This window comes from Pseudomonas palmensis, from assembly GCF_049942755.1.
Lineage (GTDB): Bacteria > Pseudomonadota > Gammaproteobacteria > Pseudomonadales > Pseudomonadaceae > Aquipseudomonas > Aquipseudomonas palmensis.
Genome location: NZ_CP187958.1, coordinates 4500811 through 4520269 on the forward strand (window position 1 = coordinate 4500811; position 19459 = coordinate 4520269).

General features: G+C 66.4%; 17 protein-coding genes. 6 read left to right on the plus strand and 11 right to left on the minus strand.

Going from position 1 to position 19459, the window contains the following annotated elements:
- Positions 1–25: 25 nt before the first annotated feature.
- Complete coding sequence (locus tag ACPRTJ_RS20850) at positions 26–340, minus strand: hypothetical protein (protein WP_282362650.1); 315 nt, start codon at positions 338–340, stop codon at positions 26–28.
- 96 nt (positions 341–436) lie between these two features.
- Here ACPRTJ_RS20850 and ACPRTJ_RS20855 point away from each other — a divergent pair, with 96 nt between their 5' ends.
- Together ACPRTJ_RS20855 and ACPRTJ_RS20860 are read left to right on the plus strand one after the other, a co-directional pair.
- On the plus strand, positions 437–814 hold the full coding sequence (locus ACPRTJ_RS20855) for an SH3 domain-containing protein (protein WP_415378191.1): 378 nt from the start codon (positions 437–439) through the stop codon (positions 812–814).
- A gap of 117 nt (positions 815–931) precedes the next feature.
- The gene (locus ACPRTJ_RS20860; RefSeq protein WP_043861047.1) at positions 932–1237 is read left to right on the plus strand and encodes an NIPSNAP family protein; all 306 of its coding nucleotides are present in this window, start codon (positions 932–934) and stop codon (positions 1235–1237) included.
- A 78-nt stretch (positions 1238–1315) separates the two neighbouring features.
- Here the strand turns inward: ACPRTJ_RS20860 and ACPRTJ_RS20865 are convergent, their stop codons facing one another.
- Positions 1316–2806, minus strand: a complete 1491-nt coding sequence (locus ACPRTJ_RS20865) for an aldehyde dehydrogenase family protein (RefSeq protein WP_043861048.1) — start codon at positions 2804–2806, stop codon at positions 1316–1318.
- Positions 2807–3164: 358 nt separating this feature from the next.
- On the opposite strand from ACPRTJ_RS20865, the gene ACPRTJ_RS20870 reads away from it, so the two are divergent.
- The 4 genes from ACPRTJ_RS20870 to ACPRTJ_RS20885 all read left to right on the plus strand — a co-directional run bounded on the left by ACPRTJ_RS20870 (position 3165) and on the right by ACPRTJ_RS20885 (position 9406).
- Complete coding sequence (locus ACPRTJ_RS20870; RefSeq protein WP_052504233.1) at positions 3165–4088, plus strand: transporter; 924 nt, start codon at positions 3165–3167, stop codon at positions 4086–4088.
- 34 nt (positions 4089–4122) lie between these two features.
- Positions 4123–6195, plus strand: coding sequence for a PQQ-dependent dehydrogenase, methanol/ethanol family (locus ACPRTJ_RS20875; protein ID WP_116054624.1), 2073 nt, complete (start codon positions 4123–4125; stop codon positions 6193–6195).
- A gap of 149 nt (positions 6196–6344) precedes the next feature.
- Positions 6345–8180, plus strand: coding sequence for a flavin monoamine oxidase family protein (locus ACPRTJ_RS20880; RefSeq protein WP_426427247.1), 1836 nt, complete (start codon positions 6345–6347; stop codon positions 8178–8180).
- A 218-nt stretch (positions 8181–8398) separates the two neighbouring features.
- Positions 8399–9406 carry an Ldh family oxidoreductase gene (locus tag ACPRTJ_RS20885; RefSeq protein WP_054916121.1) on the plus strand — a complete coding sequence of 336 codons (1008 nt, stop codon included), beginning with the start codon at positions 8399–8401 and terminating at the stop codon, positions 9404–9406.
- A 115-nt stretch (positions 9407–9521) separates the two neighbouring features.
- Here the strand turns inward: ACPRTJ_RS20885 and ACPRTJ_RS20890 are convergent, their stop codons facing one another.
- From ACPRTJ_RS20890 to ACPRTJ_RS20930, 9 genes are all read right to left on the minus strand, one after another.
- A complete protein-coding gene (locus ACPRTJ_RS20890) occupies positions 9522–11102 on the minus strand; it encodes an aldehyde dehydrogenase (NADP(+)) (protein ID WP_274097273.1) in 1581 nt (526 codons plus the stop codon).
- Positions 11103–11129: 27 nt separating this feature from the next.
- Positions 11130–12521: a fosfomycin efflux MFS transporter AbaF gene (abaF, locus tag ACPRTJ_RS20895; protein WP_054916119.1), complete on the minus strand. Its 1392-nt coding sequence runs from the start codon at positions 12519–12521 to the stop codon at positions 11130–11132.
- A gap of 81 nt (positions 12522–12602) precedes the next feature.
- Positions 12603–13520: a dihydrodipicolinate synthase family protein gene (locus ACPRTJ_RS20900; RefSeq protein WP_043861054.1), complete on the minus strand. Its 918-nt coding sequence runs from the start codon at positions 13518–13520 to the stop codon at positions 12603–12605.
- Between the two features lie 124 nt (positions 13521–13644).
- Positions 13645–14673: a trans-3-hydroxy-L-proline dehydratase gene (locus tag ACPRTJ_RS20905; RefSeq protein ID WP_054916117.1), complete on the minus strand. Its 1029-nt coding sequence runs from the start codon at positions 14671–14673 to the stop codon at positions 13645–13647.
- Positions 14674–14790: 117 nt separating this feature from the next.
- On the minus strand, positions 14791–15513 hold the full coding sequence (locus ACPRTJ_RS20910) for an amino acid ABC transporter ATP-binding protein (RefSeq protein WP_054916116.1): 723 nt from the start codon (positions 15511–15513) through the stop codon (positions 14791–14793).
- Entirely contained in the window at positions 15506–16156 is a 651-nt protein-coding gene (locus ACPRTJ_RS20915; protein WP_043861057.1) for an amino acid ABC transporter permease, read from the minus strand. Before ACPRTJ_RS20915 ends, ACPRTJ_RS20910 begins: the two co-directional genes overlap by 8 nt.
- A gap of 10 nt (positions 16157–16166) precedes the next feature.
- Positions 16167–16832: an amino acid ABC transporter permease gene (locus tag ACPRTJ_RS20920; protein ID WP_043861058.1), complete on the minus strand. Its 666-nt coding sequence runs from the start codon at positions 16830–16832 to the stop codon at positions 16167–16169.
- Entirely contained in the window at positions 16825–18606 is a 1782-nt protein-coding gene (locus ACPRTJ_RS20925; RefSeq protein WP_426427248.1) for an aconitase X, read from the minus strand. Before ACPRTJ_RS20925 ends, ACPRTJ_RS20920 begins: the two co-directional genes overlap by 8 nt.
- A gap of 10 nt (positions 18607–18616) precedes the next feature.
- Positions 18617–19435 carry a transporter substrate-binding domain-containing protein gene (locus ACPRTJ_RS20930; protein ID WP_043861060.1) on the minus strand — a complete coding sequence of 273 codons (819 nt, stop codon included), beginning with the start codon at positions 19433–19435 and terminating at the stop codon, positions 18617–18619.
- Between the last annotated feature and the right edge of the window lie 24 nt (positions 19436–19459).

Below are 19459 nucleotides of genomic sequence, written 5' to 3' on the forward strand. Positions count from 1 at the left end.
CACAGCAAGCCGGCCTGCCCGGGGGTCACACGCAGATCTGCTTGCGCACACCGCGTGGCAGGCGGCAACGGTCGGCCTGGCTGCTCAGGCGAGCCTGCCAGCTGGCCTTGACGCTGAACGCGGGCACCGGCGCCGGCGCGGCCTGTTGCTTGCGCTGCTTGCGCAGTTCGGCCAGCGAAGGGGTCTTGGCCTTGGCGGCCACGGCTGCGGAGTCGGGGGCTGCCAGCGAGCGCAGGCAGGACTTGCACGACACCTGATCCGCTGCCTGAGTGCTGTTGAGGGTCTGACTGGTACGCCCGCAGGCGGCATTGGCGCCGTTCGCCGAATAGTGTGTAACCAAACCGTACATCTCCAACCTGTTGATAACAAAGGCGCTATTTTCGCACAGCCGCGCCGCTGGGTGGGCACCGGCTTCAGTTCACCAAGGAGAAGGCACATGCAATACCGCGTGATTAAAGCGCACCGCAGCGAATTCCCTCAGCCCATCACCTTTGCCAAGGGGGCCGTGCTGGAGGTGGGGGAGGTGTACCAGGGCGATGACGGATGGGACAACTGGTACTTCTGCACCACGCCCGGCCAGCAGGGTGGCTGGGTGCCGGCGCAGGTGATCGAAAGGCTGGGCGAGCAGGCAGGCCGCGCGCGCGAGAACTACACCGCCAGGGAGCTGGACGTGGACATTGGCGATGAGTTGCTCTGCGTGAGGTCGCTCAACGGCTGGTCCTGGTGCACAAGGTCGCGCGACGCGCAGGCCGGCTGGGTGCCTTCAAGCCATCTGCGCCACATCGAACAGGCGCCGGCGGCACCGACCCGCTGAAGGGCTGCACGCGGGTTCAACGGTGCGAGCGCTGATGCTCGCTGCACCTGTCGCGTATTGACGCCCGCCCGTGACGCCCACTAGGCTCGCTGCCGGTCCCTTTCATGGAGTGCTGCAATGGTTACCTGCTACCTGCGCTACATCGTCGATGCCTACAAGCTGCAAGAGTTCGAAGCCTACGGGCGCATGTGGATACCGCTGGTAGAGAAATTCGGCGGCCAGCACCATGGCTACTTCCTGCCCAGCGAAGGCGCCAACAACGTCGCCCTGGCGATGTTCTCGTTCCCGAGCCTGGCAGCGTACGAACGTTACCGCGAACAGTCGAAAACCGACGCCGAGTGCATCGCCGCGTTCAAGTACGCCGAAGACACCCGGTGCATCATCAGCTACGAGCGCAGTTTCTTCCGCCCTGTACTGGGCTGACCCCATCACGGCGCAAGCCCCCTCCAGTGGGAGCGGGCTTGACCCGCGATCGGGCCGCAGAGCGGCCCCAACTGCCGCCTACAGCTTCATCACCACCGACTTCAGCTCGGTGTAATGCTCGATGGCTGCCGCGCCCATCTCGCGCCCTACGCCCGACAGCTTGTAGCCGCCAAACGGCAGCGCCGGGTCCAGCGCACTGTGACAGTTGACCCACACCGAGCCCGACTTGATGCGCGGCACCATGCGGTGCACCTGCGCCAGGTCGTTGGACCAGATGCTCGCGCCCAGGCCATAGGCACTGTCGTTGGCCAGGCGAATCGCCTCGTCCATGTCGTCGAACGGAATCGCCACCAGCACCGGCCCGAAAATCTCCTCCTGCACCAGCGGGCACTGCTGGTCGACGTCGGCAATCACCGTCGGCTGCACGAAATACCCCGGCCCGTAATACTCGCCGCCACACGCCACCTTGGCGCCCAGCTCGCGGCCCATGTCGATGTAGCGGCCCACCCGTGCCTGCTGCTTGGCCGAGATCAACGGCCCCATGTCGATGCTCGGGTCCAGGCCATTGCCCAGCTTCATGCCGTTGGCGATGCCGGCAATATCGGCCACCACGCGGTCGAAATGCTTGCGGTGCACATACAGGCGCGACCCCGCGCAGCACACCTGCCCCTGGTTGAAGAAGATCGCGCTGGCGGCACCGGCAGCGGCCACCTCAAGGTCGGCGTCGGCCAGGATGATGGTCGGCGATTTGCCGCCCAGCTCCAGCGTCACCCGCGTCATCGAATCCATCGCCGCCTTGCCGATCAGCTTGCCCACCTCGGTCGAGCCGGTGAAGGTCACCTTGTCCAGCAGCGGGTGCGCCGACAGCGCCGCACCGGCCACCGCGCCCACGCCGGTGACCACGTTGAACACGCCCGCCGGGTAGCCGGCCTCCAGTACCAGTTCGGCCAGCTTGAGCGCGCTCAACGGGGTTTCGTCCGCCGGCTTGAGCACCACGCTGCACCCGGTGGCCAGCGCCGGGCCCAGCTTCCAGCAGGCCAGCAGCAGGGGGAAGTTCCACGCCACGATGGCACCCACCACACCCACCGCCTCGCGGCGCACATAGGCATGGAACTCGCCGTCGAACAGCGGCAGCGACGGGTCGACCGTGGTGCCTTCGATCTTGGTTGCCCAGCCGGCCATGTAGCGCAGCGAGTCGATGGCCATCTGCACGTCCATCACCCGCGCCACCTGCGCGCTCTTGCCGTTGTTCAGGCATTCGAGCTCGGCGAACACCTGGGCATCGCGCTCGATCAGGTCGGCCAGCTTCCACAGCAGGTTCTGGCGCTCGCGCGGGCGCATGCGGCTCCAGGGTGAGTCATCGAACGCCTGGCGCGCGGCACGTACCGCCTGGTCGACATCCTCGACCGTGGCGGCAGGCACCTGGGCCAGCGCCTGGCCGTTGGCCGGGTTGAGCAGTTGCAGCGTGGCGCCATCGCTGGCGCCGCGCCAGTCGGCACCGATCAGCATGCGGTGCTGACGCTGTACGAACGCCTGGGTATCACTGTGAACCGGGAAGGCATGGGTCATGGGTGTGGCTCTCTTGTTATTGAAAGGAACCCGAGGCATTCAGCAACCCTTGTGCCAGCTTTTTTCTACTACCAAAGTACTTGTTTTTCAGGGGTTTGGAGGGCTTGCGCCGGTTCTGTGCGTATTAGGTCGAGACAAACGGTGAGACACATGAGACGCCCCTGAGAAACCCCGCAAAGCCTTGCAAACCGGGCCTGCAACGGGGCAGGTGGCAGCCGGGCACCTCACCGCAGGTTGACGTCCTCAAAGCGCAACCAATTGATATCAATGGATTAATTTCGTTGGCACGAAGCCTGCTACGGCCTGTGTGCCGCCCATTGGGTGGCTCATCCGACAAAAACAATAAACAGGTGACTCGATGAGCAAGACCGTATTGTCAAGCGTGCCGGCACACCGCCGTCGTACTGCATTGGGCTGGGCACAGGCCTGGACGCTGGGCCTCGCCGGCTGCCTGGGCAGCCAGGCGCACGCCGTGGATGTGGACGCCGGGGACTACACCGCCTTGCCCGAAGGCACCAACCTGGGCATGGTCTACTACCAGCATGCCGAACGTCGCTCGCTGTACTCCGGTGGCCACAAGCAGCCGGTGCGTGCCGGGCTGAACTCCGACATCGGCATTCTCAGGGGCGTGCACTTCATGAAGCTGGGCGGGTTCACCATCGACCCGCAGTTCCTGCTGCCCTTCGGCCAGCTCGAAGGCAAGCGCGACACCTCGGGCCTGGGCAAGAGCGATGGCGGCATCGGCGACCTGATCCTGGCCTCCACCGTGTGGCTGGTGGAGCGCCCGGAAGAAAAGACCTATTTCGGCATCACCCCGTTCCTCTACGTGCCCACCGGCCGCTACGACCGCGACGACGCGCTCAACATCGGCGAGAACCGCTGGAAGTTCGCGCTGCAGGCCGGCTACATCCAGGGCCTGGGCGACAAGTGGTGGCTGGACCTGATCGGCGACGTCACCTGGTTCGGCAAGAACGACGACGCCACCTCCGCCGGTCTGACCCTGCGCCAGTCCGCGCTGTACCAGGGCCAGGCGTTCCTGCGCTACCAGCTCACCCCGAGCCTGGACCTGCGCGTGGGCTACTCCAGGCTGTGGGGCGGCGAAACCCGCCTGGACGGCGTCGACCAGCACGACAAACCCGACACCGCCAAGTTTCTGGTGGGCGCAGGCTGGTTCGTCACCCCCAAGACCCAGCTGCTGTTCAACTATGGCCGTGACCAGTCGGTGGAAAACGGTTTCAAGGAAGGCGACCGCTTCAACGTACGCCTGATGCAGGTGTTCTGACCCGCACCTGCAGCCATCACCGAGGACACCGAACATGAAAAAACCTTTGCGTACTTCATTGCTGATGCTGTGCCTGGCCACCCCGCTGGCAGCCCTTGCCGCCGGGGTGGACGAGGCCGCCATCCGCGCCACCGAACAGGCCGGCGGCGAGTGGCTCAGCCACGGCCGCACCTATGCCGAACAACGCTTCAGCCCGCTCAAACAGATCGACGCCAGCAACGTCAAGTCGCTGGGCCTGGCCTGGTACATGGACCTGGACAACACCCGCGGCCTGGAGGCGACACCGCTGTTCCACGACGGGGTGATCTACACCTCGATGTCCTGGAGCCGGGTGATCGCGGTCGACGCCGCCAGCGGCAAGGAGCTGTGGCGCTACGACCCCGAGGTGGCCAAGGTCAAGGCCCGTACCTCGTGCTGCGACGCGGTCAACCGCGGCGTGGCACTGTGGGGCGACAAGGTCTACGTCGGCACCCTGGACGGGCGTCTGATCGCCCTCGACGCCAAGACCGGCAAGGCCATCTGGAGCCAGCAGACCACCGACCCGGCCAAGCCCTACAGCATCACCGGCGCGCCACGGGTGGTCAAAGGCAAGGTCATCATCGGCAACGGCGGCGCCGAATACGGCGTGCGCGGCTTCGTCTCGGCCTATGACGCCGACACCGGCAAACTGGCCTGGCGCTTCTACACCGTACCGGGCGACCCGGCGCTGCCCTACGAGCACCCCGAACTGCGCGAAGCGGCCAAGACCTGGCAGGGCGACCAGTACTGGAAGCTCGGCGGTGGCGGCACGGTGTGGGACAGCATGGCCTACGACCCCGAGCTGGACCTGCTCTACGTCGGCACCGGCAACGGCTCGCCGTGGAACCGCGAGGTGCGCAGCCCGGGCGGTGGCGACAACCTGTACCTGTCGTCGATCCTCGCCATCCGCCCCGACACCGGCAAGCTGGCCTGGCACTACCAGGTCACCCCGGGCGACAGCTGGGACTTCACCGCCACCCAGCAGATCACCCTGGCCGAGCTGAACATCGACGGCAAACCGCGCAAGGTCCTGATGCAGGCGCCTAAAAACGGCTTCTTCTACGTGCTCGACCGCACCAACGGCAAGCTGATCTCGGCCGAGAAGTTCGGCAAGGTCACCTGGGCCGAGAAGGTCGACCTCGCCACCGGCCGGCCGGTCGAGGCCCCTGGGGTGCGCTACGAAAAAGAGCCCATCGTGATGTGGCCCAGCCCCTTCGGCGCGCACAACTGGCATTCGATGTCGTTCAACCCCGGCACCGGCCTGGTGTACATCCCCTACCAGGAAGTACCCGGTGTGTACCGCAACGAAGGCAAGGACTTCGTCACCCGCAAGGCATTCAACACCGCCGCCGGCTTTGCCGACGCCACCGACGTGCCGGCCGCCGTGGTCAGCGGCGCCTTGCTGGCCTGGGACCCGGTCAAGCAGAAGGCTGCCTGGAAGGTGCCGTACCCCACGCACTGGAACGGCGGCACCCTGAGCACCGCCGGCAACCTGGTGTTCCAGGGCACTGCGGCGGGGCAGATGCATGCCTATTCCGCCGACAAGGGCGAGGCGCTGTGGCAGTTCGAGGCGCAAAGCGGCATCGTTGCCGCGCCCATGACCTTCGAACTGGCCGGGCGTCAGTACGTGGCGATCATGGCCGGCTGGGGCGGCGTGGCCACCCTGACCGGCGGCGAGTCGATGAACCTGCCGGGCATGAAGAACCGCAGCCGCCTGCTGGTGTTCGCCCTCGATGGCAAGGCGCAGTTGCCGCCACCGGCCCCGGCGCCCGCCAAGGTCGAGCGCGTGCCCCAGCCCGTCACCGCAGCACCCGAGCAGGTGCAGGCCGGCAAGCAGCTGTATGGCCAGTTCTGCAGCGTGTGCCACGGCATGGGCACCATCAGCGGCGGTTTGATCCCCGACCTGCGCCAGTCCAGCGACGCCACCCGCGAGCACTTCCAGCAGATCGTCCTGCAGGGCGCGCTCAAGCCACTGGGCATGCCGTCGTTCGACGACTCGCTCAAGCCCGAGGAGGTCGAGCAGATCAAGCTCTACGTGATGTCGCGCGAGTACGAGGACTACATGGCGCGCCACAAAGCCGCACCTTGAATCGCGCCGGCGGCCTGTGTACGTCACAGGCCGCCGGTCGGGTGCGTGTTGGTGCTCCGGGTCGATCTGGTCTTTTCTGAAAGTAGTCACATCGCTGGCAGTCTTTGTGACCTCAACGGAAGAACCCGACTACCTCAGGAGCCACTGCCATGTCCGCCATCCCTTCGCGCAGCCCCCGCAGGACGCCACTTGCCCGCAACAAGGACGTGACCGCGCTGGTCCCGGACTTCCCGTTCCACTACGCCGACTACCTCGCCGCCGCCCGTGCCGCCGGCCAGCCGCTGTGCCGCGTGCCGCCCGAGTGCTGGGGCCGCAAGGTGCTGGTGGTCGGCGCCGGTATCGCCGGCCTGGTGGCGGCCTACGAACTGCTGAAGATGGGCCTGCACCCGGTGGTGCTGGAGGCCGGCGAGCGCATCGGCGGGCGGCTGTATTCCAGGGTCATGGGCGACCCCGGCGCCGAGGTGATCTGCGAGCTGGGCGCCATGCGCTTTCCGGTATCCGGCAAGGCGCTGTTCCACTACTTCGACAAGGTGGGCATGAGCGCGCAGTCGGCGGACTTTCCCAACCCCGGCACAGCGGCCGCAGTCAGCACCGTGGTCGACTACCAGGGCCGCGTGAAGTACTACGAGCACGACAGCCCGGTGTTTCCCGTGCCACCGGAGTACCTGCAGCTCGAAGAGCAGTTCTTCGACACCTTTCTGGCGGGCGCGCCGTTCCACTTCCATGAACTGGAAACCGCCATGACCGAAGGCAGCATCGACCAGAAAGCCATCAAGCGCCTGTGGAATGCCATCGTCCACTGCGGCGCCGGCCGCAGCTGGGACGACGTCAGTTTCTATCAGGCCCTGCTGCAGGAGTCGGGGTGGAGCCGCGAGCAGATCAACCTGTTCGGCCAGATCGGCTTCGGCACCGGTGGCTGGAACACCGACTACCCCAACAGCATCCTCGAAGTGCTGCGGGTGCTGTACACCGGGCTGGATGCCAGCCACCGGCTCATGTACCAGGGCGCCGATGCACTGCCCAGGGCGCTGTGGACGCAATCGCCCACTGCGTTGGGCGACCCCTGCGCCAACGGCCAGGGTGACAGCAGCGTCGAGTCGATGACCCGCCAGGTATTTGCCGAGCCGTTCAACCAGGAAGTCCGGCATATCAGCCCGCTGGCGAACGGTGAGTTCTCGGTACTGGTCCACGACCTCAAGCGCGATACCAGCGCCTGGCTGACCATCGGCCACGTGGTCTACACCCCGCACCTGCGGGTGCTCGACAAACTGCGCGCCAGCGGCACCGTGCCGCAACTGAAGGCCATGGACGCGCTGCTGCCCAGCGCGACCTGGGAGGCCGTCAAATACACCCACTACATGCAGTCGGCAAAGATCTTCGCGGCCACCCGGCGGCCCTTCTGGCACGAACGACCGGGGCCGATGCAGGAACGCACGCTGAGCGTGACGCTGTCCGATGGCCTCACCCGTGGCACCTACCTGGTCGATTACGCGCAGGCGCCAAGCGGCTACCGCGGCAGCGGCATCTTCCTTTCGTACACCTGGAACGACGATGCGCTGAAGTTCCTGGGCGACCGCGCCAGGCCGGCGCCGCAGCATGCCCAGCTGTGCACCACGTTGCTGCAGGCCATCTACCCCAACGTGGACCTCGCCGCGCACTACAGTGCCAGCAACACCTTCGTCGAGTTCAACTGGGAGGACCAGCCGCACTACCTGGGCGCCTTCAAGATGAACCTGCCCGGGCAGTACGCCTACCAGCGCAGGCTCTTCGCGCAGTTCATGACCGGGGTGGGCAGCGCCACGCCCTACGGCTTCGTGCTGGCCGGCGACGACGTGTCCTGGACCGGTGGCTGGGCCGAGGGCGCGGTCACCAGCGCACTCAATGCCGTGAACAAGATTGCCGTGTGCCTGGGCGGCGCGAGCGACCCGCGCAACCCCGGCCCGGTGGAATCCTGGGCCGACCTGCAACCGGTCGAACTGCGCTGAAGCTATCCACAAAAAAAGTGGGTAGCTCTGTGGATAAAGCGCTACACGCTGCGTACCACAAGGGCTGCGTCAGTTTGATTACAAACTGAACAGCTTCCCTGGGTATGCGTCGGGGGCTGTTGGCCACTGTGCCAAGTTCGTCATGCCCGTGGTCCGAATCGATCAAGCCCGGCCCCGGTCGATGGGGCACGATGGACGGTCTGTCCAAGGAGCTGACCATGATTCGACTGACCCTTACCCAAGCCCATGAACTGGCAGAGTCGATCCTGCTGCACAACGGTTTCAACGCGGCGCACGCCGCAGCCGTGACGGCCACGGTGGTCGCCGGGGAGCGCGATGGCTGCGCCTCCCATGGGCTGTACCGGGTGATCGGCTGTGTGAACTCGCTCAAGGCCGGCAAGGTGTCGGCGGCGGCCGAGCCGCAGGTGATCGACCAGGCGCCCTCGATCGTGCGTGTGGATGCTGCTGGCGGCTTCTCGCAGCTGGCGTTCCAGGCCGGCTTGCCGATGCTGCAGGCCAAGGCCCGCAGCAACGGTATCGCGGCCCTGGCCATCAACCACTGCGTGCACTTTTCGGCGTTGTGGGTCGAGATCGAACAACTGACCGAGGCCGGCCTGGTGGCGCTGGCGTGCAACCCCAGCCATGCCTGGGTGGCGCCGGCCGGGGGCAGCCAGCCGGTATTTGGCACCAACCCCATCGCGTTCGGCTGGCCGCGTGCGGGCGCCAACCCGTTCGTGTTCGACTTTGCCACCAGCGCGATTGCGCGCGGCGACATCGAGCTGCATCGGCGCGCCGGCAAGGCCATCCCCGAAGGCTGGGGCGTGGATGCCCAGGGGCAGCCGAGCACCGACCCGAACGTGGTGCTCGACAGTGGCGCCATGCTGACCTTTGGCGGGCACAAGGGCTCGGCGCTGGCGGCGATGGTCGAGCTGATTGCCGGGCCGCTGATCGGCGACCTGACCAGTGCCGAGTCGCTGGCCTATGACGCGGGCAGCAAGTCCTCGCCGTACCATGGCGAGCTGATCCTCGCGCTGGACCCGCAGCGGTTTCTGGGGGCGGGCGCCGAGGCGCACCTGGCGCGGGCGGAGGCGGTGTTTGCGGGCATCGAGGGGCAGGGTGCGCGGCTGCCGTCACAGCGCCGCTTCGAGGCGCGCAAGCGCAGCCTGGAGGAGGGCGTGCAGATCCCCGAGGCGCTGTACAACGACCTCAAGGCATTGCTGAACTGAAACCCCATCGCGGGCCAAGCCCGCTCCCACAGGGTCTCCACTGACCATGAACACAGTGGTGTACCTGTGGGAGCGGGCTTGACCCGCGATGGGCTGCAAAGCAGCCCCAAATCAGTCAGAGCGGTTCGCGACTACTACAACCCTCCACCAACCGCACAATCCCCAACGGGTTGCCATCCTGCAACGCCGCCGGCAGCAGATCATCCGGGCAGTTCTGGTAACACACCGGCCGCAGGAACCGATCGATCGCCAGGCTCCCCACCGACGTCCCCCGCGCATCCGAGGTGGCCGGGTAGGGCCCGCCATGCACCATCGCATCGCACACTTCAACACCGGTCGGGTAGCCGTTGAACAGCACCCGCCCAACCTTCTGCTCCAGCAGCGGCAGCACCTGGGCAAACTGCGCCAGGTCGTCGGCTTCTGCAATCAGGGTGGCGGTCAACTGCCCATGCAGGCTCGCCAGCGCGCTGTGCAACTGATCCGCATCGGCCACTTCCACCACCACCGTGGTCGGCCCGAACACCTCCTCCTGCAACAGCGCATCACCGTCGAGCAGCAAGCTCACATCTGCCTTGAACAGCTGCGGCTGCGCCTGGTTGCCCTGTTGTTCACGGCCCGCCAGGTGGCTCACCCCAGGGTGCGCCTGCAACGCCTGTACGCCCCTGGCATAACTGCGCAGGGTGCCGGCATTGAGCATGGTCTGCGCTGGCTGCTCGCCTAGCGTCGCCGCCAAGTGCGCAACAAACGCCGAAAACTGCGGCGAGCGCAGCCCGATCACCAACCCGGGGTTGGTACAGAACTGCCCGCAGCCCATCACCACCGACGCCGCCAGCTCCGTGGCGATTTTCTCGCTGCGCACCTGCAGCGCCTGCGGCAGCACCAGCACCGGGTTGATGCTGCTCATTTCGGCAAACACCGGGATCGGCTGCGCCCGCGCCGCCGCCATGTCGCACAGCGCGCGCCCGCCCTTGAGCGAGCCGGTAAAGCCCACGGCCTGGATCGCCGGGTGCTTGACCAGCGCCTCGCCCACCCCGGCGCCATAGATCATGTTGAACACGCCCTCGGGCATGCCGGTGCGCTCGGCGGCGCGAATGATCGCGTTGGCCACGTGCTCGGCCGTGGCCATGTGCCCGCTGTGGGCCTTGAACACCACCGGGCAGCCGGCCGCCAGCGCCGCCGCGGTATCGCCCCCGGCGGTGGAGAACGCCAGCGGAAAGTTGCTGGCGCCGAACACCGCCACCGGCCCCACGCCGATACGGTACTGGCGCAGGTCCACCCGTGGCAGTGGCTGGCGCTCGGGCAATGCGCGGTCGATGCGCGCACCGTAGAAGTCGCCCCGGCGCAGCACCTGGGCAAACAGGCGCATCTGCCCGCTGGTGCGGCCGCGCTCGCCCTTGATCCGTGCCGTGGGCAAGGCTGTTTCGCGGGTTACCAGCGCGACGAAGTCATCGTCCAGCGCGTCCAGCTGCTCGGCTATGGCCTCCAGAAACTCCGCCCGGCGCCCGGCCGGCAGGTTGCGAAACGTCGGGTAGGCCGCCGCTGCGGCGCGGGCGGCAGCGTCCACTTCCTCGGCGGTGGCCTGGGTGAAACGGTACGGCAGGGCGTCGCCGGTGGTGGCGTCATGGCTGTGCAGGGTGATGCTGCCGGCCGCGCTGCGCGCACCGCCGATGTAGTTGTGGCCGATGATCTCGGTCATGCAGACCTCCTGTTGAAAGGGTTGGGCTCAGGCCAGCGAGTTGCCGCGAGCGCTGGCGGTGTCGGTGCTGGCGGCAACCCGCTCGGCCGACTCGGCGTCGACCAGGTGCAGCGACTTGCCACGGGTTTCACGGGTCAGGCCGACGGCGACGATGGAGATCGCCGCGGCGCCCACCAGGTACCAGGCAATCGGCGTCGAGCTGTTGTACTTGTTGAGCAGGGTGATGGCGATCAGCGGTGCCAGGGAGCCGGCGAAAATCGGCGCCACCTGATAGCACAGCGACAAGGCGGTGTAGCGCACATGGGTGGGGAACATCTCGGCCATCAGCGCCGAGTAGGGCGCATAGGTCATCGACTCGATGGCCAGGCCCAGGGTGATCGCCGCCATGATCAGCCAGTTGTTGCCGGTGTCCATCATCGGGAAGCCGACGAAGCCCCAGAACGCGGTCAGCACCGCACCGGTCAGGTACACCGGCTTGCGCCCCACCAGGTCGGACAGGTAGCCCATCAGCGGGATCAGGAAGAAGTGCAGCAGGTGCGCGCCGAACATCAGCAGCAGAATCTGCGAGGTGTCCTTGTGCACCACCAGCTTGAGGTAGGTGATCGAGAAGGTCACCACGGTGTAGTACAGGATGTTCTCGGCAAACCGCGCACCGATGCCCACCAGTACCGAACGCCAGTGATGGCGCAGCACTTCCACCACACCCAGCTGTTGCACCTTGTGCTGTGCCTGGCGGGCCTGGGCCTGCTTGAAGATCGGGGCATCATCCACGCTGGTGCGGATCCAGTAGCCGATCAGCACCACCAGTGCCGACAGCCAGAACGCCACGCGCCAGCCCCAGGCCAGGAACTGCTCCTCGCTCAGGGTGCTCGACAGCGCCAGCAGCGCCACCGTGGCCAGCAGGTTGCCCGCCGGTACGCCGGCCTGCGGCCAGCTGGCCCAGAAGCCGCGTCGGTTGTCCGGGCAGTGCTCGGACACCAGCAAAATCGCGCCGCCCCATTCGCCGCCAAAGGCGAACCCCTGGATCAGGCGCAGCAGCACCAGCAGGATGGGCGCGGCGTAGCCGATGCTGTCGAAACCGGGCAGGCAGCCCATCAGAAAGGTGGTGATGCCGACCACCACCAGGCTCAGTTGCAGCAGGCGCTTGCGCCCGAACTTGTCGCCATAGTGGCCGAACACCAGGCCGCCCAGCGGGCGGGCCAGGAAACCTACGGCGTAGAGGGCGAAGGCGGCGATGATGCCGTCGATGGGGCTGTCGGTCTGGCGAAAGAACAACTGGCCGAACACCAGTGCCGAGGCCGTACCGTAGAGAAAGAATTCATACCATTCGGCGACGGTACCGGCCATGGCGGCCGCTACCACACGCTTGAGTCCCGCCGGGGCGGTGGTTGCGCGGGGAGAGGGGTGTGCAGTGCTCATGCTGGCGTTTCCTGTGCAGGCGCAAGACAGAAAAACAGGCGCGCCGGGTGGGCCCCGCAGAGAGGCCCGCCCGGCACTCACTCAGAGGCCGACATCCGGCAGTTCGGGGCGGTTGGCCAGGGCCTTGGCCATGATCTGCTCGACGAACTCGCGGTCGTCCTTTGGCAGGGCCAGGCGCGGTGGACGGGTCAGCGCGCTGCCGCGACCGGCAATGGCTTCACACAGCTTGATGCACTGCACCAGGTCGGCGCGGGCATCCAGGTGCAGGATCGGCATCAGCCACTCGTAGATCGGCATGGCCTCGGCAAAACGTCCGGCCTTGGCCAGGCGGAAGATCGTCTCGCCCTCCTTGGGGAACACGTTGGACATGCCCGACACCCAGCCCTCGGCGCCCACCGCGATGCTTTCAAGCACCACGTCGTCGAGGCCGGCGAACAGCACGAAGCGGTCACCCACCTCGTTGCGCACGTCGATGAAACGACGGGTGTCGCCGGAGGAATCCTTGAAGCACACCACGTTGTCGCAGTCGGCCAGGGAAATCAGGATGTCCGGGGTCACGTCGTTTTTGTAGATCGGCGGGTTGTTGTAGACCATCAGCGGCACGTCGGCATGCTTGGCCACGTAACGGTAGTGCTCGGCGGTCTCGAACGGCTTGGAGCCGTACACCAGTGCCGGCATCAGCATCACCCCGTCCACGCCCACCTTGCGCACCGCGTTGGCCACCTTGGCGGCCTGCACGCTGGTGAACTCGGCCACGCCGCAGATCACCGGCACACGCCCACGCGAGGCATCCACAGCCACTTCGGTCACGGCAATCTTTTCTTCGGCCGTCAGCGAGGTGTTCTCGCCCACCGAGCCGCACACCACCAGGCCCGACACGCCGTCGCGGATCACGTTGGAAATCACCTGGTGGGTTTTTTCCAGGTTGATGGAGAAGTCGTCGTTGAATTGGGTGGTGACCGCAGGGAACACGCCACTCCAGTTGATGCGCTTGCTCATTGGTTGTCTCCGGTGGTTGTTAGTATTTCGTATACGATATTTTATGTGTGTGGAGCAGACCAGCGTTATTTCGGGGTTTTTGCTGGTCTTTTTGCTTAGGGTTTGTGAATCAAGGGCTTAGCGATCAGGCGCCGGGCCAGGTGTCCGACAGTCGGTAGCCTTGTGGCCACGGGTCGGCGGGGTCGAGCAGCAACTGATGGGTACCGGTGATCCAGGCACGCCCCGAAATGCACGGGTAGATGGCGGCGCGGCCGGCCACTTCGGTCAGCGAATCAATGCGACAGTGGAACTCCGAGCCCAGGATCGAGCGGCCGATGAAGCGTTCGCCCACCTGCATCAGGCCCTTGGCCTGCAACACTGCCATGCGCGCCGAACAGCCGGTGCCGGTGGGGGAGCGGTCGATCTTGCCGGGCTGGATCACCACCGCGTTGGCACCGGTGGCCACGCCATTCTCCATCACGATGGGCGCGGCGATCTGGCAGAACGAGATATGCGACCAGCCGGGGTTGAGCGGGTGCACAAAACCCAGTTGCTCGTTGGCGGCGCGGGTGATCTTCAGGCCCACCTCCACCAGGTCGGCGGCCTCGTCGGGGCGAATGGCAAAGCCCAGGCGCTGGGCATCGACAATCGCGAAACTGTCGCCGCCATAGGCGGTGTCGACCTGCAGCGAGCCCACGCCCTCGACCTCGATCCAGGCGTCCAGGCGGTCGGCGAAGGAGGGCACGTTCCTGACCTCCACGCGCTGCACCTTGCCGTCCCGGCATTCGGCCACGGCCTCGATCAGGCCGCCGGGGGCTTCGAGCACCAGGCGGGTCTGCGGCTCGGTCATCGGCAGGATGCCGCTGTCGAGCAGCACCGTGGCCACGCACAGCGAGTTGGAGCCGGACATCGGCGGGGTGTCGGCCGGCTCCATGATGATCCAGCCCATCTGCGCGGCCGGGTTCTTGGGCGGCACCAGCAGGTTGACGTGGCGGAACACGCCGCCACGCGGTTCGTTGAGCACGAAATTGCGCAGGGTGTCGTCCTGCGCGATCCAGCGCGACTGTTCCCACAGGGTGTCGCCCGGTGGCGGCGCGACGCCACCGACAATCACATCGCCGACCTCGCCTTCGGCGTGGCAGCTGACTACATGAATCACCTTTGATGAACGCATTGCCTGGCTCCTGATTGATTGGGGCTGCTGCGCAGCCTCATCGCGGGTCAAGCCCGCTCCCACAGGGTATGGGCTGATCTGTGTGGGAGCGGGCTTGACCCGCGATGAGGCCCCTGGTTACTTCACTGACTTGAGAAACGCCGCCGTCTCCGGCTGCTGCGGATTGCCGATCACCTGGTCCGGCGAGCCGATCTCGTGCACCAGCCCGTTGCGAAAGAACGCCACCCGGTCCGACACATCCCGCGCAAAGCGGATCTCGTGCGTCACCAGCACCATGGTCATGCCGTCCTCGGCAAGCATGCGCATGGTGTCCAGCACTTCGCCCACCAGTTGCGGATCGAGCGCCGAGGTGGCCTCGTCGAACAGCATGTAGTCCGGCGACATCGCCAGCGCCCGGGCAATCGCCATGCGCTGCTGCTGGCCACCGGACAACTTGCCGGGGAAGGTCTTGAACTTGTCGCCCAGCCCCACGTGGGTCAGCTGCTGGATCGCCAGTGCCTCGGCTTCCTCGCGGCTCTTGCCCAGTACCTTGCGCGGCGCCAGCATCACGTTCTCCAGCACCGTCAGGTGCGGGAAGGCATTCCATTGCTGGAACACGATGCCGATCTTCTGGCGCAGGCGGTTGAGGTCGGTGGCGCGGTTGTGCACCTCGATGCCGTCCACGCGAATGCTGCCCTTCTGGATCGGCTCCAGGCCGTTGATGCACATCAGCAGGGTCGACTTGCCCGAGCCCGAACCGCCGATGATCGACACCACCTCGCCCTTGTTCACCGTCAGGCTCACGCCCTTGACCACTTCCAGGTCGCCGAAGGATTTGTGTACGTTGTCGATCTCAATCATTTTCTTGCCACCTTCTTTCCAGTCGGGCGCCCAGGCGTGCGACCACCAGGCTCATGACGTAATAGATGAGGCCCGCGATGCACAGCACCAGCAGGGGTTCCTGAATCCGTGTGACGATGGTCTGGGAGGCGCGCAGCAATTCGACGATGCCGATCCACATCACCAGCGCGGTGTCCTTCATCACGCTCAGCACCAGGTTCAGCCAGCCCGGAAAGGCCACCCGCGAGGCCATCGGCAGCACGATCCAGCGCAGGTCCTGCAGGTAGCTCAGGCCCAGCGACCGGCTGGCCCGGCGCACGCTGGGCGGCACCGCCAGCACACCGCTGCGCACGATCTCGGTGAAGTACGCCGCGGCGTACACCCCCAGCACGATGCAGCCCACGCTGAAGGCGCTGATGTTCAGGCCCACGATGCTCTTGAACGAGTTGAACAGCACGAACTGGATCAGCAGCGGCACGCTGCGAAACACATCCAGCACCCAGGCCAGCGGCAGGCTGGCGCGTGGCAGCAGCGCACGCAGCAGGCCGAACACCAGCCCGGCCACCGAGCCCAGCATGATCGACCAGAAGGTCAGCTGCAGGGTGACCCAGGCCCCGTCGAGCAGGAACAGCATGTCGTTCCAGGTAAAGCTTGTAGAAAACATGGACAGCTCCTCAGTAACGGAACAGCCGCCAGGCCATCAGCCGGGCCACCGCGACGATCAGCTTGGCGATCAGGTAATACAGCACCGCTGCAATGGCGAAGTACTCGAAGGTGCGGAAGGTCTTGACGTTGTAGTCCTGGGTCACGCCGGTGAGGTCGTTGTTGAGCCCCACGATCACCCCCAGCGAGGTCATCAGCACCGCCCACACCATCTGGTTGCTCAAGGGGTAGAACACCACCCGCAGCAGCTGCGGCACGATGATCATGCGGTAGGCCTGGAACGCGCTCATGCCCAGCGAGCGTGCCGCGCGCATCTGCGTGGTCGGCACTGCCTTGAGCCCGCCGCGAAAGTTCTCCGCCAGGTACCCGGCGTTGTTGAAGGTGATGCCAGCCAGCAGCGCGAACCACGAACTCACGTGCAGCCCCAGCGAGCCAAGCCCGAAGTACAGGATGTAGATCTGGAACAGCGAAGGGGTGTTGCGCGCAATCGATACCCAGGCATTGCCGATGCCGCGCAACACCGGCTGCTGCGCTTCACGCATCACGGTCAAGGCCAGGGCGATCAGCACGCCGAAGATCATCGACAGCGCGGCGGTCTCGAAGGTGACCCAGGCACCGGCCAGCATGTCGGGCAGGGCGCGCAGGGCCGAGCGCCATTGGAAGGTGTAGTCAAACATGCGCGGGGCTCTCCTGTGGGGCGGCCGGCTGCAGCCAGGCCGGCAGGCGACCGCTGGCGCTGCCGGTGCAGGCGGCCTCGACGCACTCGCCAAGGCTGGCGAAATGCACCGCCCGGCCCGCCAGCCCGGGGGCGTAGTGGGCGTATTTGCCCGAGTTGGTCATCAGTGTGCGGGCGGCGGGCGGGATCACCGGCTCGCCGAGCATGCACCAGCAGGTGTCGGTCACCAGCACCGCGCCGAAGGCTTCGATCGGGGCAAGGTGGCCGGCGTCACGGGCCTGCTCCAGCACCGCACGGCCGCAGGTGATCACCAGGCTGACCGCCGGGTTGCGTGTGCGCCCGCGGCACAGCTGTGCCAGGTGCGCGAACTCGCCCAGGGAGAAGTGCGGGTTGCCCAGCGACACCAGGTCCACCTGGCTGTCACGGGCACTGTTCAGCTCGCGCCAGCTCACCAGCAGGTCGGCCAGGGCAATGCGTTTTACCGGCAGCACCTCGCCCGCGCTGACCGCCTGAACCGGGTCCAGCGCTTCGGGTGTGACCCCGGCGATATGGAACAGCGGCGCCGCCGAGGTGGTGGCGAACGCGGCGCCGAAGGCCTTGAGGTCGTCGTGGGTCGGGGCAAAACGCTCCAGCCCCGTCACCAGCGGGATCTGGCTGCCGACCATGGCGCCGATGTGATAGCCCAGCAGCGGGTAGAACGCATCGTCCAGGTGGGTCAGCGCCGGCAGGTCGATCTGCACCCGCGCCTTGCGCTGGGCCTCCAGGTGGCAGCCGATCAGCGGCGCGCGGCCGGTCAGGGCGATGCAGATATCCAGGTAGTCGGGGTACTTCAGGGTACGCGCGCCGAGCACGCTGTTGGCGTACACCACGGCGTTGGACTCGGCCCACACGATCTGCTCGCCGAGCTTCGGCGCGCTGTCGAGCAGGTAGGGGGCGCAGGTAAAGCTCATCTGCGCGCCCATCGCCATGTAGGCATCGCCCAGCGCACTGGCAGGTACGCCCAGCGCCGCGTCGATACCCAGTTCGCGCCAGCGGCGCTGGTCCACGGAAATCGAATTGAGGGTGGTCGGCACCCGCACCCTGGCGCCCCACTGCACCAGCTGCTGCGCAAAGCGCAGGCTGGCGGGGCCGGTGTAGATGCAGCCGTCGATATGCGCCTGGCTGATGTCCACCAGGCTGTGTGCGCCCTGCAGCTCGGCCATGCGCAGCACGATCTGCATCGCCACCTGCGCGGCCTTGCCCAGGTCGCCCGCGAGCAAGGCCTGGTCGTGGTCGGTAAGGGTGAGGGTGGTCGGGCGCGTCGCCGCCGGCGGGCTGGCCGGGGCTGCCGGCAGCGCCTCGGCGGGGGCCTGGTCGAACAGCACCAGGCGCTCGCCCTGCACCTGCGCAAAGGCCTTGCCGCGCAGGGCGGCAAAGGCCTGCTGGCCGATGCACAGCACCGGCAGCGAGCGCCCGAACAGCAACTGCGCCACCAGCACGCCCAGGGTCAGGATCTCATCCGGCTCGGCCAGCACCAGTGCCGCCGGTGCATGGCCGTTGCTGATCAGTTCCATCATCACACTGCTGCCGGTACACGAGCCGCGCCCGCTGGGAATGGCCAGCACGCGGCCGGCCAGGTGTGCGCCGCTGAGCGGGTGATGGCGGTCGATGACCTCGCCGCTGAAGGCGTCGACACCGCCCCAGAAACTCAGGCCGATGTCGGCGAACAGCAACTCGCCACTGGCCGCGCCATCGACCAGGCTACGCCCGTTCAGGGCAGTGGAAGGGCTGGGCATGCCGGGCACCTCAGTAGTAGACCTTCGGCACGGTCAGGTCGGTCGGCGGGATATCGGTGCCTACCCATTTGACGAACAGCTCGTTGTAGCGGCCGCTACGTACCTGCTGGTTGACGAACAGGTTGAGGTAGTTGAGCAGGCCGTACTCGTTGCGCTTGGCTCCCAGCGACACGTAGTCGATCACGTAGGGTGCGTTGCCGGCGATCTTCAGGTTCTTGTACTTGCCCGACTTGAGCGTGGCGGCGGCCACGGTGTTGGTCACCACGGTGGCATCGATGTGCCCCTGGGCCACGGCCAGGATGGTGTCGTTCTGCGACTGGTAGGCGCGGAAACTGCCGCTGCCCCACTGCTTCACGTCCTTCTCCAGCGCGATGGCTTCATAGGTGCCGCTGGTGTTGCCCAGGGCCTTGCCCTTGATGTCGTCGAAGCTGTTGATGCCGGTGTTGTCGCGGGTCAGCACGACCATCTGGAAGGCAAAGTAGGGCACCGTGAGGCCGACCGTCTTGGCCCGCTCCAGGGTGTCGGAGGTGGACGCCACGATCACGTCGGCCCGCCCCGAGACCAGCGCCGGGATACGGTCCGGGAACGGCGTCTCGACGATCTCGGCATCTACCCCGAGGACCTTCGCCAGGTCGTTGCAGTAGTCGACGTCGAAGCCGGCCGGCTTGTTGGCGTCGTCGCGAAAGCCCATGGGCGGGAAGTCCAGGGTCACGGCGCAGCGCAGCTTGCCGGAGCCGATGATGTCATCGAGCTTGTCGGCCTGGGCGGTGGCGATGAAGGAGGTACTGAGCACAGCGCTGAGAGCTACAACAAAAGCGGGGTTTTTCATGGAAGCCTCGTTTGTCGGAAGGTG